11 protein-coding genes and 1 pseudogene are annotated in these 16,417 nt (G+C 73.6%); 5 read left to right on the top strand and 7 right to left on the bottom strand.

The genetic code is table 11. The features are described 5' to 3' along the window. Positions 1-15: 15 nt before the first annotated feature. Entirely contained in the window at positions 16-1,386 is a 1,371-nt protein-coding gene (locus ACGF5C_RS10420; protein ID WP_393299352.1) for a serine hydrolase domain-containing protein, read from the bottom strand. 439 nt (positions 1,387-1,825) lie between these two features. Between ACGF5C_RS10420 and ACGF5C_RS10415 the strand changes: the two are divergent. Further along, positions 1,826-2,083: pseudogene (locus tag ACGF5C_RS10415) on the top strand (PIN domain-containing protein); the annotation flags it as partial. Positions 2,084-2,108: 25 nt separating this feature from the next. Here the strand turns inward: ACGF5C_RS10415 and ACGF5C_RS10410 are convergent. From ACGF5C_RS10410 to ACGF5C_RS10400, 3 genes are all read right to left on the bottom strand, one after another. Then, positions 2,109-3,710: a hypothetical protein gene (locus ACGF5C_RS10410; RefSeq protein WP_393299349.1), complete on the bottom strand. Its 1,602-nt coding sequence runs from the start codon at positions 3,708-3,710 to the stop codon at positions 2,109-2,111. Between the two features lie 46 nt (positions 3,711-3,756). After that, complete coding sequence (locus tag ACGF5C_RS10405) at positions 3,757-5,937, bottom strand: prolyl oligopeptidase family protein (RefSeq protein ID WP_393299346.1); 2,181 nt, start codon at positions 5,935-5,937, stop codon at positions 3,757-3,759. 154 nt (positions 5,938-6,091) lie between these two features. Then, entirely contained in the window at positions 6,092-7,237 is a 1,146-nt protein-coding gene (locus ACGF5C_RS10400) for a DUF3103 family protein (protein ID WP_393299343.1), read from the bottom strand. A gap of 164 nt (positions 7,238-7,401) precedes the next feature. Between ACGF5C_RS10400 and ACGF5C_RS10395 the strand changes: the two genes are divergently transcribed. Beyond that, entirely contained in the window at positions 7,402-8,547 is a 1,146-nt protein-coding gene (locus tag ACGF5C_RS10395; RefSeq protein ID WP_393299339.1) for a site-2 protease family protein, read from the top strand. A gap of 423 nt (positions 8,548-8,970) precedes the next feature. Here ACGF5C_RS10395 and ACGF5C_RS10390 read toward each other — a convergent pair whose 3' ends face one another. The 3 genes from ACGF5C_RS10390 to ACGF5C_RS10380 form a co-directional block, all read right to left on the bottom strand. Continuing rightward, positions 8,971-9,900, bottom strand: a complete 930-nt coding sequence (locus ACGF5C_RS10390; RefSeq protein WP_393299336.1) for an LLM class F420-dependent oxidoreductase — start codon at positions 9,898-9,900, stop codon at positions 8,971-8,973. 160 nt (positions 9,901-10,060) lie between these two features. Continuing rightward, a complete protein-coding gene (locus ACGF5C_RS10385) occupies positions 10,061-10,747 on the bottom strand; it encodes a response regulator (RefSeq protein WP_393263206.1) in 687 nt (228 codons plus the stop codon). 55 nt (positions 10,748-10,802) lie between these two features. Continuing rightward, positions 10,803-13,064 (bottom strand): sensor histidine kinase, encoded by a 2,262-nt coding sequence (locus tag ACGF5C_RS10380; protein WP_393299334.1) that lies wholly within the window; start codon positions 13,062-13,064, stop codon positions 10,803-10,805. A 219-nt stretch (positions 13,065-13,283) separates the two neighbouring features. Between ACGF5C_RS10380 and ACGF5C_RS10375 the strand changes: the two genes are divergently transcribed. The 3 genes from ACGF5C_RS10375 to ACGF5C_RS10365 all read left to right on the top strand — a co-directional run bounded on the left by ACGF5C_RS10375 (position 13,284) and on the right by ACGF5C_RS10365 (position 16,401). Then, positions 13,284-14,453 (top strand): acyl-CoA dehydrogenase family protein, encoded by a 1,170-nt coding sequence (locus ACGF5C_RS10375; protein ID WP_393299331.1) that lies wholly within the window; start codon positions 13,284-13,286, stop codon positions 14,451-14,453. A 641-nt stretch (positions 14,454-15,094) separates the two neighbouring features. Further along, the gene (locus ACGF5C_RS10370; RefSeq protein WP_350686327.1) at positions 15,095-15,364 is read left to right on the top strand and encodes a hypothetical protein; all 270 of its coding nucleotides are present in this window, start codon (positions 15,095-15,097) and stop codon (positions 15,362-15,364) included. After that, entirely contained in the window at positions 15,364-16,401 is a 1,038-nt protein-coding gene (locus tag ACGF5C_RS10365) for a hypothetical protein (RefSeq protein WP_393299328.1), read from the top strand. The genes ACGF5C_RS10370 and ACGF5C_RS10365 overlap by 1 nt, the downstream gene beginning before the upstream one ends. Positions 16,402-16,417 lie beyond the last annotated feature (16 nt).

The raw sequence follows: 16,417 nt of genomic DNA, 5'->3' as shown, positions 1-16,417 counted from the left end.
CAGGTGAATACTCGGCTATTTTGGTTGCATGGTTGATGGTGTCGCGGTTTGCGTGACTCCTTCCTGCCGCAGTTCCAGGATGTAAGGCTGGTCGTTGGTCTGCAGGAACCGGACTTCCAGATCGAGTCCTGGGTGTAGGTAGAGTCCGTCTGGGTCTGCCAGTAGTACAACCGGTTGCTGGGCAGCGGCGGAGAAGGTCAGTTGGCCGTTGGTGACCGCGATGTCGATCGGGTAGCCGTCGTGTAAGACGTAGCGGCCCGTCACGTCACTATGCGGCGCGGCTGTGACACCGGTGGCGTACCGACGGTCCGCGGCGGCGCGGATGCTGGCCAGCAGCTCCCATCCATCCTCAGAGTTAGTCATCGCAGCGACCGCGGTGCCGCTGTCGGGCCACACGTAGGAAAAGCAGGTATAGCCGACGTTCAACCCGGTGTGTCCGAAGCGACGGCGCCCGGCGCGGTCGTCGACCTCAGTGCCGAGCCCGTAGATGCCGCCAGGAATCTGCGGTGTCCACATCTCGGTGGCCAGGTCGCGGTCGAGCAGCTTCGAGTCTCCCGAAGCCGCCCGGGCGATCTCGAGGTCGAGCCGGAGCAGGTCGGTCGGGGTGCTCCACAGTCCACCTGCGGCCGTCTCCGGTTGCACTCGCCAACCGCCGGGAATCCCGGTGCCGCCACCGTGATGGCCACGAGCCACCAGATGCGGTCGCTGGTGCGGAAACTGCTGGTCGAAGCTGCTGTCGGCCATGGCCACCGGTTCCAGCACCAGAGTTTGCATGAGGTCCTCGAACGGGATTCCGGTCGCGTCCACCATCAGCTGCTGGAGCACGGAGTAGTGGCTGCCCGAGTACCGGAAACGGCTACCCGGCAACAGGGTCGACCGAACCGGTGGAGTAGTCGTCGGGCCGCTGCCTTCCAGGACCTGCAACAGCGACGGGGCGCGATCTGCGGCATAGCCGCGGTACCAGGTGTCGGACAAACCCGCCGTGTGCGCCAGCAATTGTCGTAACGTAACTCCCGGTTGCTGACCCTCGCGGTCGAGTAGTCGCCACGAGGTGAGGTACTCGCCGATGTCGGTGTCCAGATCCAGGACACCGTCCTGGACCAGTATCAATGCGCCGAACGCGGCGACATGCTTACTGATCGAGCAGGCCGCAAACGCGGTGCCCGCGGTCACCGGCGTCGACGTCTCGCCACCCGTGACGCCATGCCCCGCCGCCCACATCCGCCCGCTCACGTGCCCGACGGCGATGCTGACCCCCGGCACCTGATAGATGTTCATAAGATCTGATAACGCCGCCGTGTCCGGCGAAAGCCGCCCGGAAGACACATGCCGGTCAAGTTGGCCCAGCAATGGGACCCAGTCCTGAGAGAAACCCACGTCTTCCACGGCGTCGATTCTCGTCCACACGTACCGGGTGGATCAACGCGACGACGGACGCGTTCACCGACGCGGGCTACCGCCTCTCGGTCATCAGCACCCCCCATCTCTCCCGAGACTCCGCGCGAGCTCCTGCCTCCACCGCTCGTGGACCGCAAGTCGTTCCTCTGCTTCGTCTTCTTCGTCCTCGAAGCGCACTGACTCCGGGGTCAGGCTGCCGCCGCACGCCGCCCCTCCGCGTATGCACGAGCCGCCCAGTCATCGGCGGATCCGCGCACTGTCGTGCGGCAGCACCAGCAGTCTTAGCCCTTACGCACCGTTACTTGGCTCTCGGCGAGACCGGCCCGTAGTAGGGCCAGTTATGGCCGTCCCGGTGGAGCCATCTCGTCCGTCATAGCCAGCGGCTCGGACGCGATATCAAGGCGGCGCCCGCACCGCCAAGGACGCACAGCGTGCGCGGTGGCTGCTGAGTGGCTTCCGGTGGCTGCCGATGCCCGACGAAGTCTGGGATCGCGCAGTCGAAGTCCAGGTGCAGGCGCTGCACAAGGGCAACCACCCTGCGCTGTCCATGGCGGACCTGCTGATCGCCGCCACCGCCGAGCGACACGGAGCCACCGTCCTGCACTATGACGGCGACTTCGACCTGATCACCGCGATTACCGGCCAGCCCACGCCCTGGGTGGTTCCGGTCGGCACCGCCGGCTGACGCGGAGCAGCCACCCTACTCGGCGTCAGCCGCCCCCGGTGCAGAGCGGCACGTCGGGGATCGTCTGCGAGCGTTTCACGATGTCCCACAGGAACTCGCTCTCCAGGTCGGCCTTGAACTTCGGCCGCCCGGGAAGGCGGTCGCCGATGAGTTTCCCCAACTCGCCGTCGATGTTGATCCCCATGCCGAAGCCGCCCTTGATGACCAGGTCGACCCGGGTGCACCGGGCCAGCGGAGCGCCGAACGCCGAGCCGTTGGTCACCCCCGCCGCGAACCGGAACTTCGCGTACGGGCCGGCGGAGGCCCCGGGCACCCCGAAGCCCAGCGAGAACTTGAACTCCGGCGCGATCACGAGCCCGCTCGGGCCGAGCGTGATGCCGCTGATCGAGTCCATCATGCTCGTGATGACGCTGAACGTGGGCACCAGCGGCGTGCCCGCCTGCATGCCGAGCGCTCCCACCAGCCCCCACTTGCCGGACGCGGTGAGCGTCGAGTTCTTCCCGGTCAGCGCCGTCTCGATGACCAGCTTCACCTTGCCGACGAGCACCATCGGAAGGCCGTTGACCATGATCGGTTTGTTGAAGATCTCGGCCGGCACCTCGAGTTTCACCTTGGAGTTGCTCTCCGTGCCGCCGCCGAGCCCGGCCTGGAGCTTGACCTCCAGCGACTCGAGGCCGTGCAGGACGGCGCCCGGGTTCGCGGCGATGGTGCCGGCGGTCAGGGCGACGTCCGTGGCCAGCCGCAGCGTCTTGAAGCCGAGGGTGATGTCGGCGCCGAACTTCAGGTGGCTGCCCTCCTTGCGGTACACCGAGACGGTCAGCCCCTTGGCGTCGAGCGCCGTCGTCACACCCCAGTCGTCGAGAGTGACGTCCAGCTTCTCCTTGGCCGGCGACGGCAGCTTCTCGTCCGCCCCGGCGATCCTCCCGACCAACTGTTGCGGCACCGTCGCGGCGGCGAACCGGCGCGCCGGGGCTCCCACGCGGTGGCCCGGCTCGCGGACGACGCCCGCGCCGCCGGCCGCGTCGAACACGGTCGTCGGCTGCCGCGCACCCCGGTCGGGCACGCTGCTGGCCAGTTGCAGGTCCGTGTCGGCCCGATCCGGGGTTGCGACGGTGCCGGGCAGGTCCGGAATCTCCTGGATGCCGATGCTGTCGGTGCCGATGTCCGCGACGTCGATCGCGGCGTCGACCTTGATCCGCCCGTCGCGGATCACCTCCTGCGGCTGCACCGGCACGAGCGTGACCGCGACGTCGCCGCCGACCCGCTCCTTCGCCGCGACCCGGCCGACCGCCCGCGAGGTCAGGAACATGACCTCACCCACGTCGAGGTCGCCCAGGCCGCGCACGCCCCCGTCGATCGTCCAGACCAACCCGTCGCCGCTCACCGACCGGACGGCCGCCGCGCCGCCGTCGACCACGACCACGTCCGGCTGGTACGTGAACCCGGACGGATCCTTCGCCGGGGACTGGCCGTAGCGGGCCGCCAACCCGGGCGACTCCTCGGCGGTCGAGGTGTCGCCCGGGGTGGACGAGCACCCGACGAGCGCCACGCAGCAGGTGATCGCGAGCGCGACGCGCGCCCTGGTGGCGCCGCGACACGGCGCAGCCGGGAACAGTCGAAGCGTCATGCCGCGACGCTAGGCGCTGGCGCGCGGCGCGTAATCGGTCGTTTCCCTATCCTTCGAGCCCCTGATCAGCGGGGACACCGCTCTCCCGCGTCTGCGGGCTGTCGGTGCCGGATTCTCCGGCCGACCCGCCCGCCCGCGCGTCGACCGGCGGAAGCTGGCGCGGCGGAAGCTGGCGCGGCAGGGGCTGGCGCGGCCGTCCGGCCAGCTTCCGCCACAGGAGCTCACACGTCAGCGCCCAGATGAAGGCGCGCTGCTCGCTGTTCGACGCCGCGCCGTGCCCGCCCTCGACGTTCTCGTAGTAGGACACGTCGTGGCCGTGCTCGCGCAGCCGGGCGGCCATCTTGCGGGCGTGCCCGGGATGCACCCGGTCGTCGCGGGTCGAGGTGACGAGCAGGACGGGCGGGTACGCCAACCCGCCGCGGACGTTGTGGTACGGCGAGTACCGGCGCAGGTAGGCCCAGTCGGCCGGCTCGTCCGGGTCGCCGTACTCGGCCATCCACGAGGCGCCGGCCAGCAGCCGGTGGTAGCGCCGCATGTCCAGCACCGGCACACTCGCGACGACCGCGCCGAAGAGCGACGGATAGCGGGTCAGCATCACCCCCATGAGCAGCCCGCCGTTGCTGCCGCCCTCGATGCCGAGCTGCGCCGGCGTGGTGATCCCGCGTGTCACCAGCTCGGCCGCCACCGCCGCGAAGTCCTCGTACGCCCGGGGCCGGTTCTCGCGCAGCGCGGCGTGGTGCCACTGCGGGCCGTACTCCCCGCCGCCCCGGATGTTCGCGACCACGTAGGTGCCGCCCCGGGCCAGCCATCCCCGGCCGATGATCCCGCTGTAGTGCGGGGTCTGGGAGATCTCATACCCGCCGTACCCGGTGAGCAGCGTCGGCCCGGCGGGCGCCTGCGGGTCCCCCACCACGAAGTACGGCACCCGCGTGCCGTCGGCCGAGGTGGCGAAGAACTGGCGTACCACCAGGCCGTCCGCGTCGAAGGACGCCGGCTCCTGCTTGAGGGTCTCCACCTGGCCGCCGACGTGGCCGAGCCGCAGCGTCGCCGGTTGGAGGAACCCCTCCGAGGCGAGCAGGTAGGCGTCGCTGTGGTCCGGGTCGGTGTCCACGATCCCGCTGTGGTCGAACTCCGGCACCCCCGCCAGCGGCTCCCGCCGCCATCCCGTCCCGCCGGGCGTCAGCACCTCCAGCCGGCTCCGCACGTCGGCGAGGGTGGCCAGGATCAGGTGGTTGCGCGTCCAGGAGTGGTAGCTCAGCGCCGTGCGGACGTCCGGCCGGAAGAGCACCGCCATCTCCCGTTCCCCGGCGAGGAACGCGTCGAACCGGGCCGCCAGCAGGGTGCCTGCGGGATGGGTCACCCCGCCGACCGCCCACGGCGAGCGCAGCCGGATCAGCAGCCACTCCCGGCGTACGTCCCACTGGGCGTCCTCCGGCACGGGGATCCGGATCCGCTCGCCGGCCGCTGTCAGCAGGTAGTTCTCCGTGCGGTAGAAGTCCAGGCCGCGGCCCACGAAGTCGCGCTCGAACCCGGGCGTCGGGTCGTGCGAGGCGTAGACGGCGACGTCGTCCGCGGAACCCTCGTAGACGACATCGGCCTCGATCAGCGGCGTGCCCCGCCGCCACCGTCGGACCGTGCGCGGATGGCCGGAGGCGGTCAGCGAACCGGGCCCGAAGTCGGTGCCGACGTAGACGTGGTCCGCGTCGATCCAGCAGACGTCGCTCTTGGCCTCGGGCAGCGTGAAGCCGTCCTCGACGAAGGCACGTCGGGCCAGGTCGAACTCGCGCACCACGACGGCGTCGGCGCCGCCCCGGGACAGGCTGACCAGGCCGCGCCGGTAGCCGGGCCGCAGGACCGTCGCCCCGCTCCAGACCCAGTTCTCGCCCTCCTCGGCGGCCAGCGTGTCGACGTCGAGCAGCACGTCCCACTTCGGCTCGGGCCGGCGGTACTCGTCGAGCGTGGTCCGCCGCCACATCCCGCGCGGGTGCGCCGCGTCGGTCCAGAAGCTGTAGTAGAAGCCGTCCCCACGCCACCCGGGATAGGGAATGCGGTCCTCGGCGTCGAGCACCTGCCGGAGTTCGGCCCGCAGCGCGGCGAACGCCTCGCCGCCGGTCAGCGCGGCGACGGTCTCCGCGTTGCGGTCCCGCACCCACCGGGCCGCGTCCGCGCCACCAAGATCTTCCAGCCAGAGGTACGGATCGTCGCTCTCAAGGTTCAGCCCCGCCACCCTCGCAACTATCCCGACGAGCGACCCGCATCCATGCCCAGCTGTCGGCATGGCGACTCAAGCACCCGCCGCTTGGGTGATCAGCACCGGCCTGTCGGCGGCGGCGGGCGACCCGGGGAAGCCGGGCCACCCGCCCAAGCACCACCAGAACGGGTCAGAGTTCCTGCACCCAGTACCCGGTGACGTCCATCCAGCCGTTGCCGGCCGCGCCGTACTTCCGGCCGCTGCTGGCGGTGGACAGGGTGTACCAGGCATCCACGAAGTCCGGGTCATCGGTGTACCAGGAGGTCGGGATGGCGTCCAGAATCGCGTTGACCAGCGGGGTGTACGCGCCGCCGTCCACGATCACCAGCAGCGCGCCGGCGATCGCCTTGACCAGTGCGGAATAGTTGGTGTCCCCGTCGTCCTCCATCATGACCACGTCGGCCAGGTTGTACTTGTACGACGAGAAGTGCACCAGCAGTTGGTTCGGGTAGTACGTGGTGCCGTCGTGGTCCAGGTACGGCATCTGCACCAGGTCGACCTTGACCTTGCCGTCCAGCCCGAACCCGGCCACGATGTTGTAGATCTCGGCACCGCCCTTGATCCACGGCTCCTTGTCGTCGCCGAGCCGGACGGCATCGGCCTTGGTGGCCCAGTAACCGGCTGCGGCGGTCACCCCACCGCCCGAGGCACGGGACGCGGGCGGCACCGGAGCCGCCTGGCGGATGCCCCGCGCGCCCAGTTCCTCGCGCATCACGGTCAAACCAGCGGAAAGCGCCCGCTCGGTGTCGACGTCGACCAGCAGCACCGGCCGCTGCGGCACCCGGACGGCGTCCAGCACCACCGTGCCGCCGGAGCGGTCGTACGCGGTCACGCTCGTCGCCGAGTCGTCGGTTGGGGTGGCGGCGACCAGCGGCGCCTCGCCGCGCGCCAGTGCCACACGCATGTCCGGGTGGGCCAGCCGCAACCGCAGCAGCGAGCCGGTGCCGGCTGGCAGGCCCTTGGCGATCAACAGCCGCTGGTTGGCCGAGCGCAGGTCGCCGGCGAGTCGTCCGCTCAGGTTGACGGCGAGCAGGTCGACCGGGCCGTTCGCGGCGGAGGTGCTCAGCCTACCCATGCTGGCCCGATCGGCGAAGGCGTCCGCCACCTGACGGGCCACGCCGTCCAGCACGGTGAACACGGGGCTGGCGGCGACGGTCGCCGGCGCGGGTGCGGAATGGTCGGGCCGGGCATACGCAGGGGTGGCGACCGCTGCAGCCAGGGTGGTGGCCGCGATGCCCAGCGACAGGGTGGCGCGACGGAAGGTACGTGGGTTCACGAGGGCTCCTCTGCGTGTACCGGCCACCGGCTGTGGCGGTGATCGAGAGACTTGCGACGTCCACAAAATAGATATATGTGAATTGCCGGTTCGTCAATCATCACCAGGGCTTTCGACCTGCGCTTTCAACGCATGGAAGCACTTTCCGGGGGTAGTCCCCGGGCATGAGGGCGAGTTTCCGGCTCGGCCGGATCGCGGGCGTGCCGGTCGGGGTCAACTGGAGCGTCCTGGTCATCTTCGTGCTGATCGCCTGGGCGCTGTCGGCCAACCAGTTCCCCCGGGCCTACCCTGACCGGCCCGTGATCGCGTACGTCCTCGCCGGGCTCGCCGCGGCGCTCGTCTTCTTCCTCGGCCTGCTCGCCCACGAGGTCTCCCACGCGATCGTGGCCAAGCGCAACGGGCTGGAGGTCGGCAGCATCACGCTGTGGCTCTTCGGTGGGGTGGCCGAGCTGCGCGGCGAGGCGCCCAACCCGGGCGCGGAGCTGCGCATCTCCGGCATCGGCCCGCTGGTGAGCCTCCTGATCGGGTTCTTCTTCGGCGCGATCGCGGTGGTGCTCGCCCTGGCCGGGGTCGACGGGCTACCGCTCGGCGCGCTGGCGTGGCTGGCCGGCATCAACGTGCTGCTGGCGGTCTTCAACGTGCTCCCCGCCGCCCCGCTGGACGGCGGGCGGCTGCTGCGCGCGGCGGTCTGGAAGGCGACCGGCGACCGGACCAAGGCGTCGATCGTCGCCGCCCGGGCCGGCTGGGTTCTCGGCGCGCTGCTGATCGGCCTGGGGCTGTGGCAGTTCCTGGCCGGGGTCGGCTTCGGCGGGCTGTGGCTGGCCCTGATCGGCTGGTTCCTGATCGGCGCCGCCGGCATGGAGGAGAGGCAGGCCCGGATGGGCAGCGCGCTGCGGGGGATACACGTGGCCGACGTGATGACGCCGCAGCCGCAGACCGCGTCGGGGCAGATGACCGTGGCCGACTTCGTCGACCACTACCTCTTCGCGTACCGGCACACGGCGCTGCCGCTGACCGAGGACGACCGGCCCGTCGGCCTGGTCACCCTCGACCGGGTCCGCGGCATCCCGGCGGACCGCCGGGCCGCCACCACGCTGGCCGAGGTGGCCTGCCGCGCCGACGAGCTGGTGCTGGCGCGGCCGGAGGAGCCGCTCAACGACCTGCTGCCCCGGCTCAGCGAGTGCGCCGACGGGCGGGCGCTGGTGGTGACCGACGGCCGGCTGGTCGGGATCGTCTCGCCGAGCGACATCAGCCGGGCGGTGCAGCGAGGCAGCCTGCGCGAGCAGATGGCCGGTCGCCCCGGCGGCTGACCCGGGAGGCGCGGCCCGCGGGCCCCGACACCGCCCGCGCGGACATCGCAGCGCGAGGCCCGCCCAGCAGCAGAACCAACAAGGCCCCGCAGCGCAGCCAACCCACCGCCTCCGCGACCGGCTGGCGCAGCTCGTTCCGGGACGACGGCCGGCGGCGTCGGCGGCCCCCTGCCCGTGCCCGTGGTCGTCGGGCTGCGTCGCGGACGGGTGCCCGCCGTCCGGCGACGGTTACCACCGCCGGCGTCGGGGAACCCTACGGCGATGAGCAGCTACCGCGATCCCGCCCCGGTGGGCACGACGCCCGGACCCCGACCGACGCCCGCGCCCCCGCCCGCGCCGCACCCGGTGCCCCACCCCGGGCCGGCGCCCAAGGCCGGGCAGCCGGCCGCGCGGGCCTGACGGCTACCCGGGCCGCCGCGCGGCTCATAGCCGGGGCATCACCTCGGCCGCGACCAGCTCCAGGTGGTCCAGGTCGGCCAGGTCGAGCACCTGGAGGTAGAGCCGCTCGCTGCCGATCTCCGCGTACCGGCCGATCTTGTCGACGACCTCGGCGGGGGTGCCGGCCAGGCCGTTGGCGCGCAGCTCGTCGGGCTCCCGGCCGATGGCAGCCGCCCGCCGGGCCACCTCGGCGTCGTCCCGGCCGCAGCAGAGCACCAGCGCGTTGGACCAGCACAGCTCGGCCGGGTCCCGGCCCGCCTCCGCGCAGGCGTCCCGGACCCGCCCGAACTGGGCGGCCGAGTCCTCGACCGAGGCGAACGGCAGGTTGAACTCGTCGGCGTAGCGGGCGGCCAGGCGGGGCGTCCGCTTCGGGCCCATGCCGCCGAGCAGGATCGGCGGACGCGGGTCCTGCACCGGCTTCGGCAGGGCCGGCGAGTCGCTGACCGGGTAGTACGTCCCGGCGAAGTCGAACGTCTTGCCCGGCGGCGTCGCCCAGAGCCCGGTGATGACGGCGAGCTGCTCCTCCAACCGGTCGAAACGCTCCCCGAGCGACGGGAAGGGGATCCCGTACGCGGTGTGCTCCTCGGCGTACCAGCCGGTGCCGATGCCCAGCTCGACCCGGCCGCCGCTCATCTGGTCGACCTGCGCCACCGTGATGGCCAGCGGGCCGGGCAGCCGGAAGGTGGCGGCGGTCATCAGCGTGCCCAGCCGGATCCGCCTGGTGTCCCGGGCCAGCCCGGCGAGGGTGGTCCACGCGTCCGTCGGGCCGGGGTCGCCGCTCACCGAGCCCATCTTCAGGTAGTGGTCGGAGCGGAAGAAGGCACCGTAGCCGGCGTCCTCCGCGCAGCGGGCCACGGCGAGCAGGTCGTCGTAGGTCGCGCCCTGCTGGGGTTCGGTGAAGATCCGCAGTTCCATGACCCCGAGCATAGGGAGCCGCCGCGGGCTGGCACCTCTGCCTCGACGTCGCCGAACCCCTGCTCGACGGCGACCCGGTCGGCCCGATCCGGGGCACCGAGGCGACGAAGTTCGGCTGGCCGGCCCTGCGCGACGCGTACGCCGCCCGCCTCGGCGGGACTCAGAGCTGACCGAGGCCGGCCTGCCGGGCGCGCTGGATCGCCTGGCCCCGATCGGCGACCTGGAGCTTCGTGAGCACGTTGGACAGGTGGTTGCGGACGGTCTTCGGGCTGAGCGTCAACCGCCGCGCGATCACCACGTTGCTCAGCCCCTGGGCGACGAGGTCGAGCACCTCGCGCTCCCGGTCGGTCAGCTCGGGAAACGGCACCGGGCCGGCCGCCCGGGCGCCGGCCAGGAAGCCCACCGCCCGGGCGGCGACCGCCGGGCCCAGCAGCACCTCGCCGTTGGCCACCGCCCGGACCGCCCGTTCCACCTCCCCCGGCGCGGCCCCCTTGAGCAGGTAACCGCGGGCGCCGGCGCGCAGCGCCGCGAAGACGGAGTCGTCGTCGTCCAGCATGGTGACCACGAGCACCCCGATCCCGGGGTGCCGCCCGACGATCTCCCGGGTCGCCTCCACCCCGGACCGGCCGCCCAGGTGCAGGTCCATGACCATGACGTCCGGGCGCAGGGTGTCGGCCACCCGCAGGGCCTCGTCGGCGTCTGCGGCCTCGCCGACCACCCGCAGGCCGGCGGTGCTCGCGAGCAGCGCGGTCATGCCGAGGCGGAAGACCGGATGGTCGTCCACCACCGCGACCCGGATCACCCCGCCGTCCGTCCCGGTCACCGCGCCACCGCCCGTCCCGGTCACCAGGCCACCCCCACCGTCCGGCCCACAGCCAGGCCACCCCCACCATCCGTCCCGGTCACGACGCCACCCCCACCGTCCGGCCCGCAGCCAGGTCGACGGCCGTCCGGTCGCCGGGGCCCGGCGACGACGCGCCGTCGGGCGTCGACACCACCGCCCCGCGCGACGACACCGCGACGTGCGGTGGGCTCGTCGGGCTCGTGCCGGCGGTGCCCGCGCCCTCCAGCGGCCACGGCGCGCGGTCCGGGGGCCGCTCCGCCGGGGCGCGGGTGGGCACGGCGCAGCGGTCGGCGGGCACCCGGACGGTGACCAGGGTGCCCCCGGCCGGCCCCGGACCGACCGCGCACGTCCCGCCCACCCCCTCGGCCCGCTCGCGCATCGACAGCATGCCGACGCCGGGCGGTGCCCCCGGCGGGATCCCGGCCCCGTCGTCGGCGACGGTGAGCGTGAGGCCCGCCTCGTCCACCGTCAGCGCGATACGGCAGGTCCGGGCGGCGGCGTGCCGGTGCGCGTTGCGCAGCGCCTCGGCCACGATGCCGTACACGGCGGTGGCCACCGGCTCGGGCAGCGGCAGCGGGGCCGCGTCGACCTCGACCAGGAGCGGCGCGCCGTCGTACCGCCGGGCCAGCTCGTGCACGGCCGGCACCAGGCCCCGCTCGCCGAGCACCGGCGGCAGCAGACCCCGGGCGAGGTCGCGGACCTGCTCGACGCTCTGGTCCATCTCGTCGCGCAGCCGGTCCAGCAGCCGGCCGGCCGCGTCCGGGTCGACGGCGAGCAGGTTCCGGGCGGCCTGCACGCCGAGCGCCACCCCGGCCAGCGCCGGCCCGAGGCCGTCGTGCAGGTCCCGGCGCAGCTTGCGCCGCTCGGAGTCGCGGGCCTCGGCCAGCCGGGCCCGGGACGCGGCCAGCGCGCCGCTGGTCGCGGCGAGGCTCGCCGCGGAGGAGACCAGCGGCATCAGGTCGAGCAGCGCGGCCCGGGTGCGCCCGTCCAGCCGCTCCCCCGCCCGGGCCCACGCGGTGAGCCGGCCCACCTCGCGCTCCCCCCGACGCAGCGGCAGCACCAGCGGCGCGCCGGGCGGCCCGGCCGACTCGGCCCGCGCGGAGCAGCCCTCGGGCCCGTCCACCTCGATGGCGCAGGCGCCGAGGCGCAACAGGTCGGTCAGACTGCGCGCCACCTCGGTGAGCACGTCGGCCGCGTCCCCGGTCGCGCTGATGCGGTGCCCGACGCGGCGCACCACGCGCAGCGGTTCGGCCGCCGCGCCGTGGATCAGCCGGTCCACCCGGCGCTGCACCCGGATCCGGCCCGGCTGCACGCCGATCGCGACCAGCGCCGTGACGAGCGCCCCGGGCACCGCCGGGGTGGCCGGCAGCAGCGCGTCCAGCACCGACACCCCCAGCACGTACGCGGCGACCAGCAGAAACGTCATGAGGAACCAGACCAGGGTGCGGCGGACGGCGATCTCGATGCCCCACAGCCGCTGCCGGAGCACCACCGCCAGCACGGCGGCTGGGAAGAACGCCTGCGAGGCGAGCATCGCGACGGGGGCCGCCTCGTCGGGCACCGGCCGGGCCCAGCCCTCCGGGAGGGCCACCGGCGCGAAGCTCAGGGCGAGCAGCAGCGTGCCGACGGCCAGCCAGCCCAGCCCGACGCGCTCGGCGGGCGCGCCCCGGCGACGGCGGGCGGCGACCCCGGCGGCAGTGAGCAGCCCGAGCGCGGGGACGGCCACCAGCAGGGCCGGCTGCACCCGCTCGATGAACTCCGCCCACCCGGCGCTGGCGATCGGCAGCGGCGCGCCCGACCCGCCCGCGCCCGGCCCGGGCCAGGTGAGCTGGAACAACACGTAGCCGGCGACGACCACGGCGCCGGCCAGCACCGCCGCCCGGGCCGGCCGCGGCAGCCGGCCCTCCCGGACCAGCCAGGGCAGCACCACGATCAGCGAGAGCATCCCCGGCGCCCAGGCCCAGTGCCGGGCCGAGGTGAGCAGCACCGGGTCGGGCAGCCCGGGGTGCACCCCGAGCAGGTCGACGTACTGGGCGCTGAGCGCGGCGAACCCGCCGCCGAGCCCGGTGGCGGCGAGCAGCCAGGCGACCGGGTGCCCCCGGCGCAGCAGGATCAGCCAGGCGACCACGCCGTAGACGGCGCAGTCGGTGAAGTCGACCAGGAAGTAGAGCTGGGACAGTCCCCAGGGCCGGCGGGCGAGCACCCAGCAGACCGCGGTGGCGACGAACAGCAGCGCACAGCCGACGAGGACGAGCCAGGCGGCGACCGGGTGCCGGCGGTCGCCGTGGGTCGCCGCGGGCGGGGGCTGCTGGACCGGCATGCCGAGAATCCTGGCAGTCGCGGGGCCGGTTGGTGATCCCCCGACGTTCCAGTGCGAATGTCGGTCCGGCGACAGTCGCCTGGAATGCGGGCCGGTTCGTCCCGGCCGGGTGGACGTCGCGCGGTGGGGTATGTCCCGGGCATCCGGTGCCGGTGTCCCTGGCCCCCGGGTCGCCGACGGGTCCACGGTGGTGGGTGGGCCACGACGCGAGGAGGAACCATGGAGGAGCGGCACCGGGATCGGCTGGTCGGGGCGGTGGACGCGCTGGTCCCGGAGGTGTCCCGGCGGGCCGGGGAGATCGAGGCGGCACGGGCGCTCCCCGCCGACCTGCTCGACGCGCTCCGGGCGGCCGGCTGCTTCCGGATGTTCGTCCCCCGCAGCCACGGCGGGTACGAGGCGGACCTGCGCACCGGGCTGCGGGTGCTGGAGACGCTGGCGCGGGCGGACGGCTCGACGGGGTGGACGGTGATGATCGGCGCGGAGACGCCGCACCTGCTGGCGATGCTGCCGCGCGACCGGTTCGACAAGGTCTACGTCGACGGGCCGGACGTGGTCGTCGCGGGCGGCTTCGCTCCGCAGGGGCGGGCCGAGCTGGCCGACGGCGGCTTCCAGGTCACCGGCCGGTGGGCGTACGCGAGCGGTGCGCGGCACGCCGACTGGATCTTCGGCAACTGCGTGCTGACCGGGGACGGCGAGCCGCTGCCCGGGCCGGCGGGGGCGCCGCCGGAGGTGCGTTCGATGCTCTTCCCGGCCTCCCGGTTCACGGTGCACGACACGTGGCACGCGCTGGGCCTGCGCGGCACCGGCAGCCACGACGTCGAGGTGGCCTCCGCGTTCTGCCCGGCGGAGGAGAGCTTCGACCTGTTCACCGGCGCGCCCTGTGTGCCGGGGCCGGGCTTCGTGGCACCGCTGGTCCACTTCGTCCTGCACCTCGGCGCGGTTGCGGTCGGCATCGCGCAGGGCGCGCTGGACGACATGGTCGCGCTGCTCGACGGCGGCCGGCAGCGCCTCTACGCCCGGCAGTCGCTGGCCGACTCGCCCGCCTTCCGCCTCCAGCTCGGCCGCGCCGATCTCGACGTGCGGGCGGCGCGGGCGTTGCTGCGGGACCTGGCCGACGACCTCTGGGCGGCGTGCGCCACGGACCCGGCGGCGATCCCCGGGCTGCACCCTCGGATCTCCGCCGCCCTGCCGTGGGTGACCGAGCGGGCCGCCGCCGCGGTCGACACCTGCTACCGGGCGGCCGGCGGCGGGGCGGCCCGGGACTCGTCCCCGCTCCAGCGGCGGTTCCGGGACATCCACACCTTCAGTCAGCACGCGGCGGCGGCCGAGGGCTGGCTCGGCAACAACGGCGCCCGGGTGCTCGGCCGGCCGGTGGAGCTGGCCTACTGACGACGGGGGCGGGGCCGGCCGTGCCACCCGAGCGCCCCGGACGCCGCCCGAGCGCCCCGGACGCCACGCGGCGGACCGGCAGCGCGGCGAACCCGCCGCGCGGCGGACCGGCAGCGGGTCGGCGACGACGCGCACCGCACACTTCCACGCCGACCGCAGTCGGCTGGCTGACGGAACGGCGGTCGGGTAGCGGACAGGACGCCGGCCACCTCGGCGTCGCACTGTTGTAGCAGGTGAGAGGCGTAAGGATGGCGGGCCACATCCCATTCCTCGGGTCCGGCGGGGACAGCACCGTCCCCGCCGACGCCGCCACCACCGAGCCGGCCCCGCGACGGCCCCCGGCGTAACGCAGCGCCGACCGGCCCGCGCACCGCGAGGCCGCGCTCCGGCAGCCACCGTCCCGGGCGCCAGGGCCGGTGCCGCCTCACCGACACCGACGTCACCACTCCGGCGGCCGTCGGGCCGCGCGCGGCGACCCCGAGCCGAGCGCGGTCGGCGAGTCGTACCCCCGGACCGGTCCCCGGCCGCGCCGTCGCGTGCCCGGCGGCCGGTCGTCGCCCGACCCCGATCCCTCCGCAGCCGGACCGGCCGTGACCACGCGCCGGAGCCGGTCCGGCGACCGAGCACGAGAGGAGCCGGCAATGGCCGCTCCCACCGCGACCGCATCCCTGAACGCCTCGACCTACTCACCCGGCGACCAGATGACCCTGACGGTCACCTACGGCGACGCCGACACGAAGCCGGTGACCGTCACGATCGTGGTCACCGACGCGCAGGGCAACAGCAGCGCCCCGGTCAAGGTCACCGCCGTCATCGACCCGCTCACCGTCACCGTCACCGACGACTCCGGCCGCACCTGGACCCGGCTGTCGGACAACGGCTCGGTGGCCGTCTACCGGGCGGTGGCGTGATGCCCCGGGTCACCGTCACGGTGCGCGACAACGGCGGGCGCACCGCCACCGCCACCGCCGACTACACGATCGCCGCGCCGGTGCTGGGCGGCTACTACCTCTCCGGCGGCGCCGACCCGACGGCCGACATGGCCGGCGGGAACTTCCGCGCGCTGACCCAGTACCGCAGCCTCGCCGACGGCTACATCTTCCCCGGCTACCAGCGACCGTGGTTGGTCACGCTGGGCAAGGCCGGGGTGCGGATGAACATGGTGCTGGAGCTGAAGCACTACGGCGCGCCCAACGCCGGGCCGCAGTCCTTCACCGTGGACGGCGTCACCTACACCGTCCCGGCGCCCGCGATGACCATCCAGCAGCGGCCCGGCACGACCTGGCCCCGGGCGTACGGCTACAGCCAGGTCCTCGCCGGGCACTGCGACGGGCTGCTCGCCCGTGCCCTGTCCCAGTACCGGACCATGGGGTTCGGGGTCAACATCCAGCTCGCCTCCGAACTGGACACCGACCACGAGTTCGGCACCACCGAGGCGGGCGTCAGCTACACCTGGGCCCAGTCGGACGCCCGGGCGGTGCAGGCGATGACGTACATCGTCAACTGGTTCAAGGCGCGGCAGCTTCCCGCCGGCACCACCTTCTCGGTGGGGCTGGGCGGCTTCGACCGAGGCTGCTACCAACGCACCCACCCCGAGGCGCTGATGGCGAAACTCGACTTCCTCCAGTGGAACGTCTACGCCACCAGCCCCGCGCACACCGCGCTGGCCCGGTTCCGCCGGACGAAGGACTGGGCGGTGGCCGACCTCGGCCCGGTCGCGCTCTCCCGGCCGGTGATCGTCGCCGAGTGGGGCGTACGGGTGGCGGAAGTCCCGGACCAGGCGGCCTGGATCGCCACCGTGCCGGCCGCGATCGCCCAGCTCAACGCCGAGCGGGGACCCCGGATCGTGTGCACCAACTACTTCAACTCCGGCTGGGGCACGCTGGCGCCGAAGCCGGTGGGGCTGGCCGCGCTGCGGGCCGCGTACGCCACCCGGCCGTACGTCTGACCGGCCCGGCGGCGTC

Origin of the sequence: Micromonospora sp. NPDC047620, assembly GCF_043205005.1 — a bacterium.
Taxonomy (GTDB): Bacteria; Actinomycetota; Actinomycetes; order Mycobacteriales; family Micromonosporaceae; genus Micromonospora.
The sequence above is the reverse complement of the archived record's forward strand: the minus strand, read 5'-3'. Positions and strand labels throughout refer to the sequence as shown.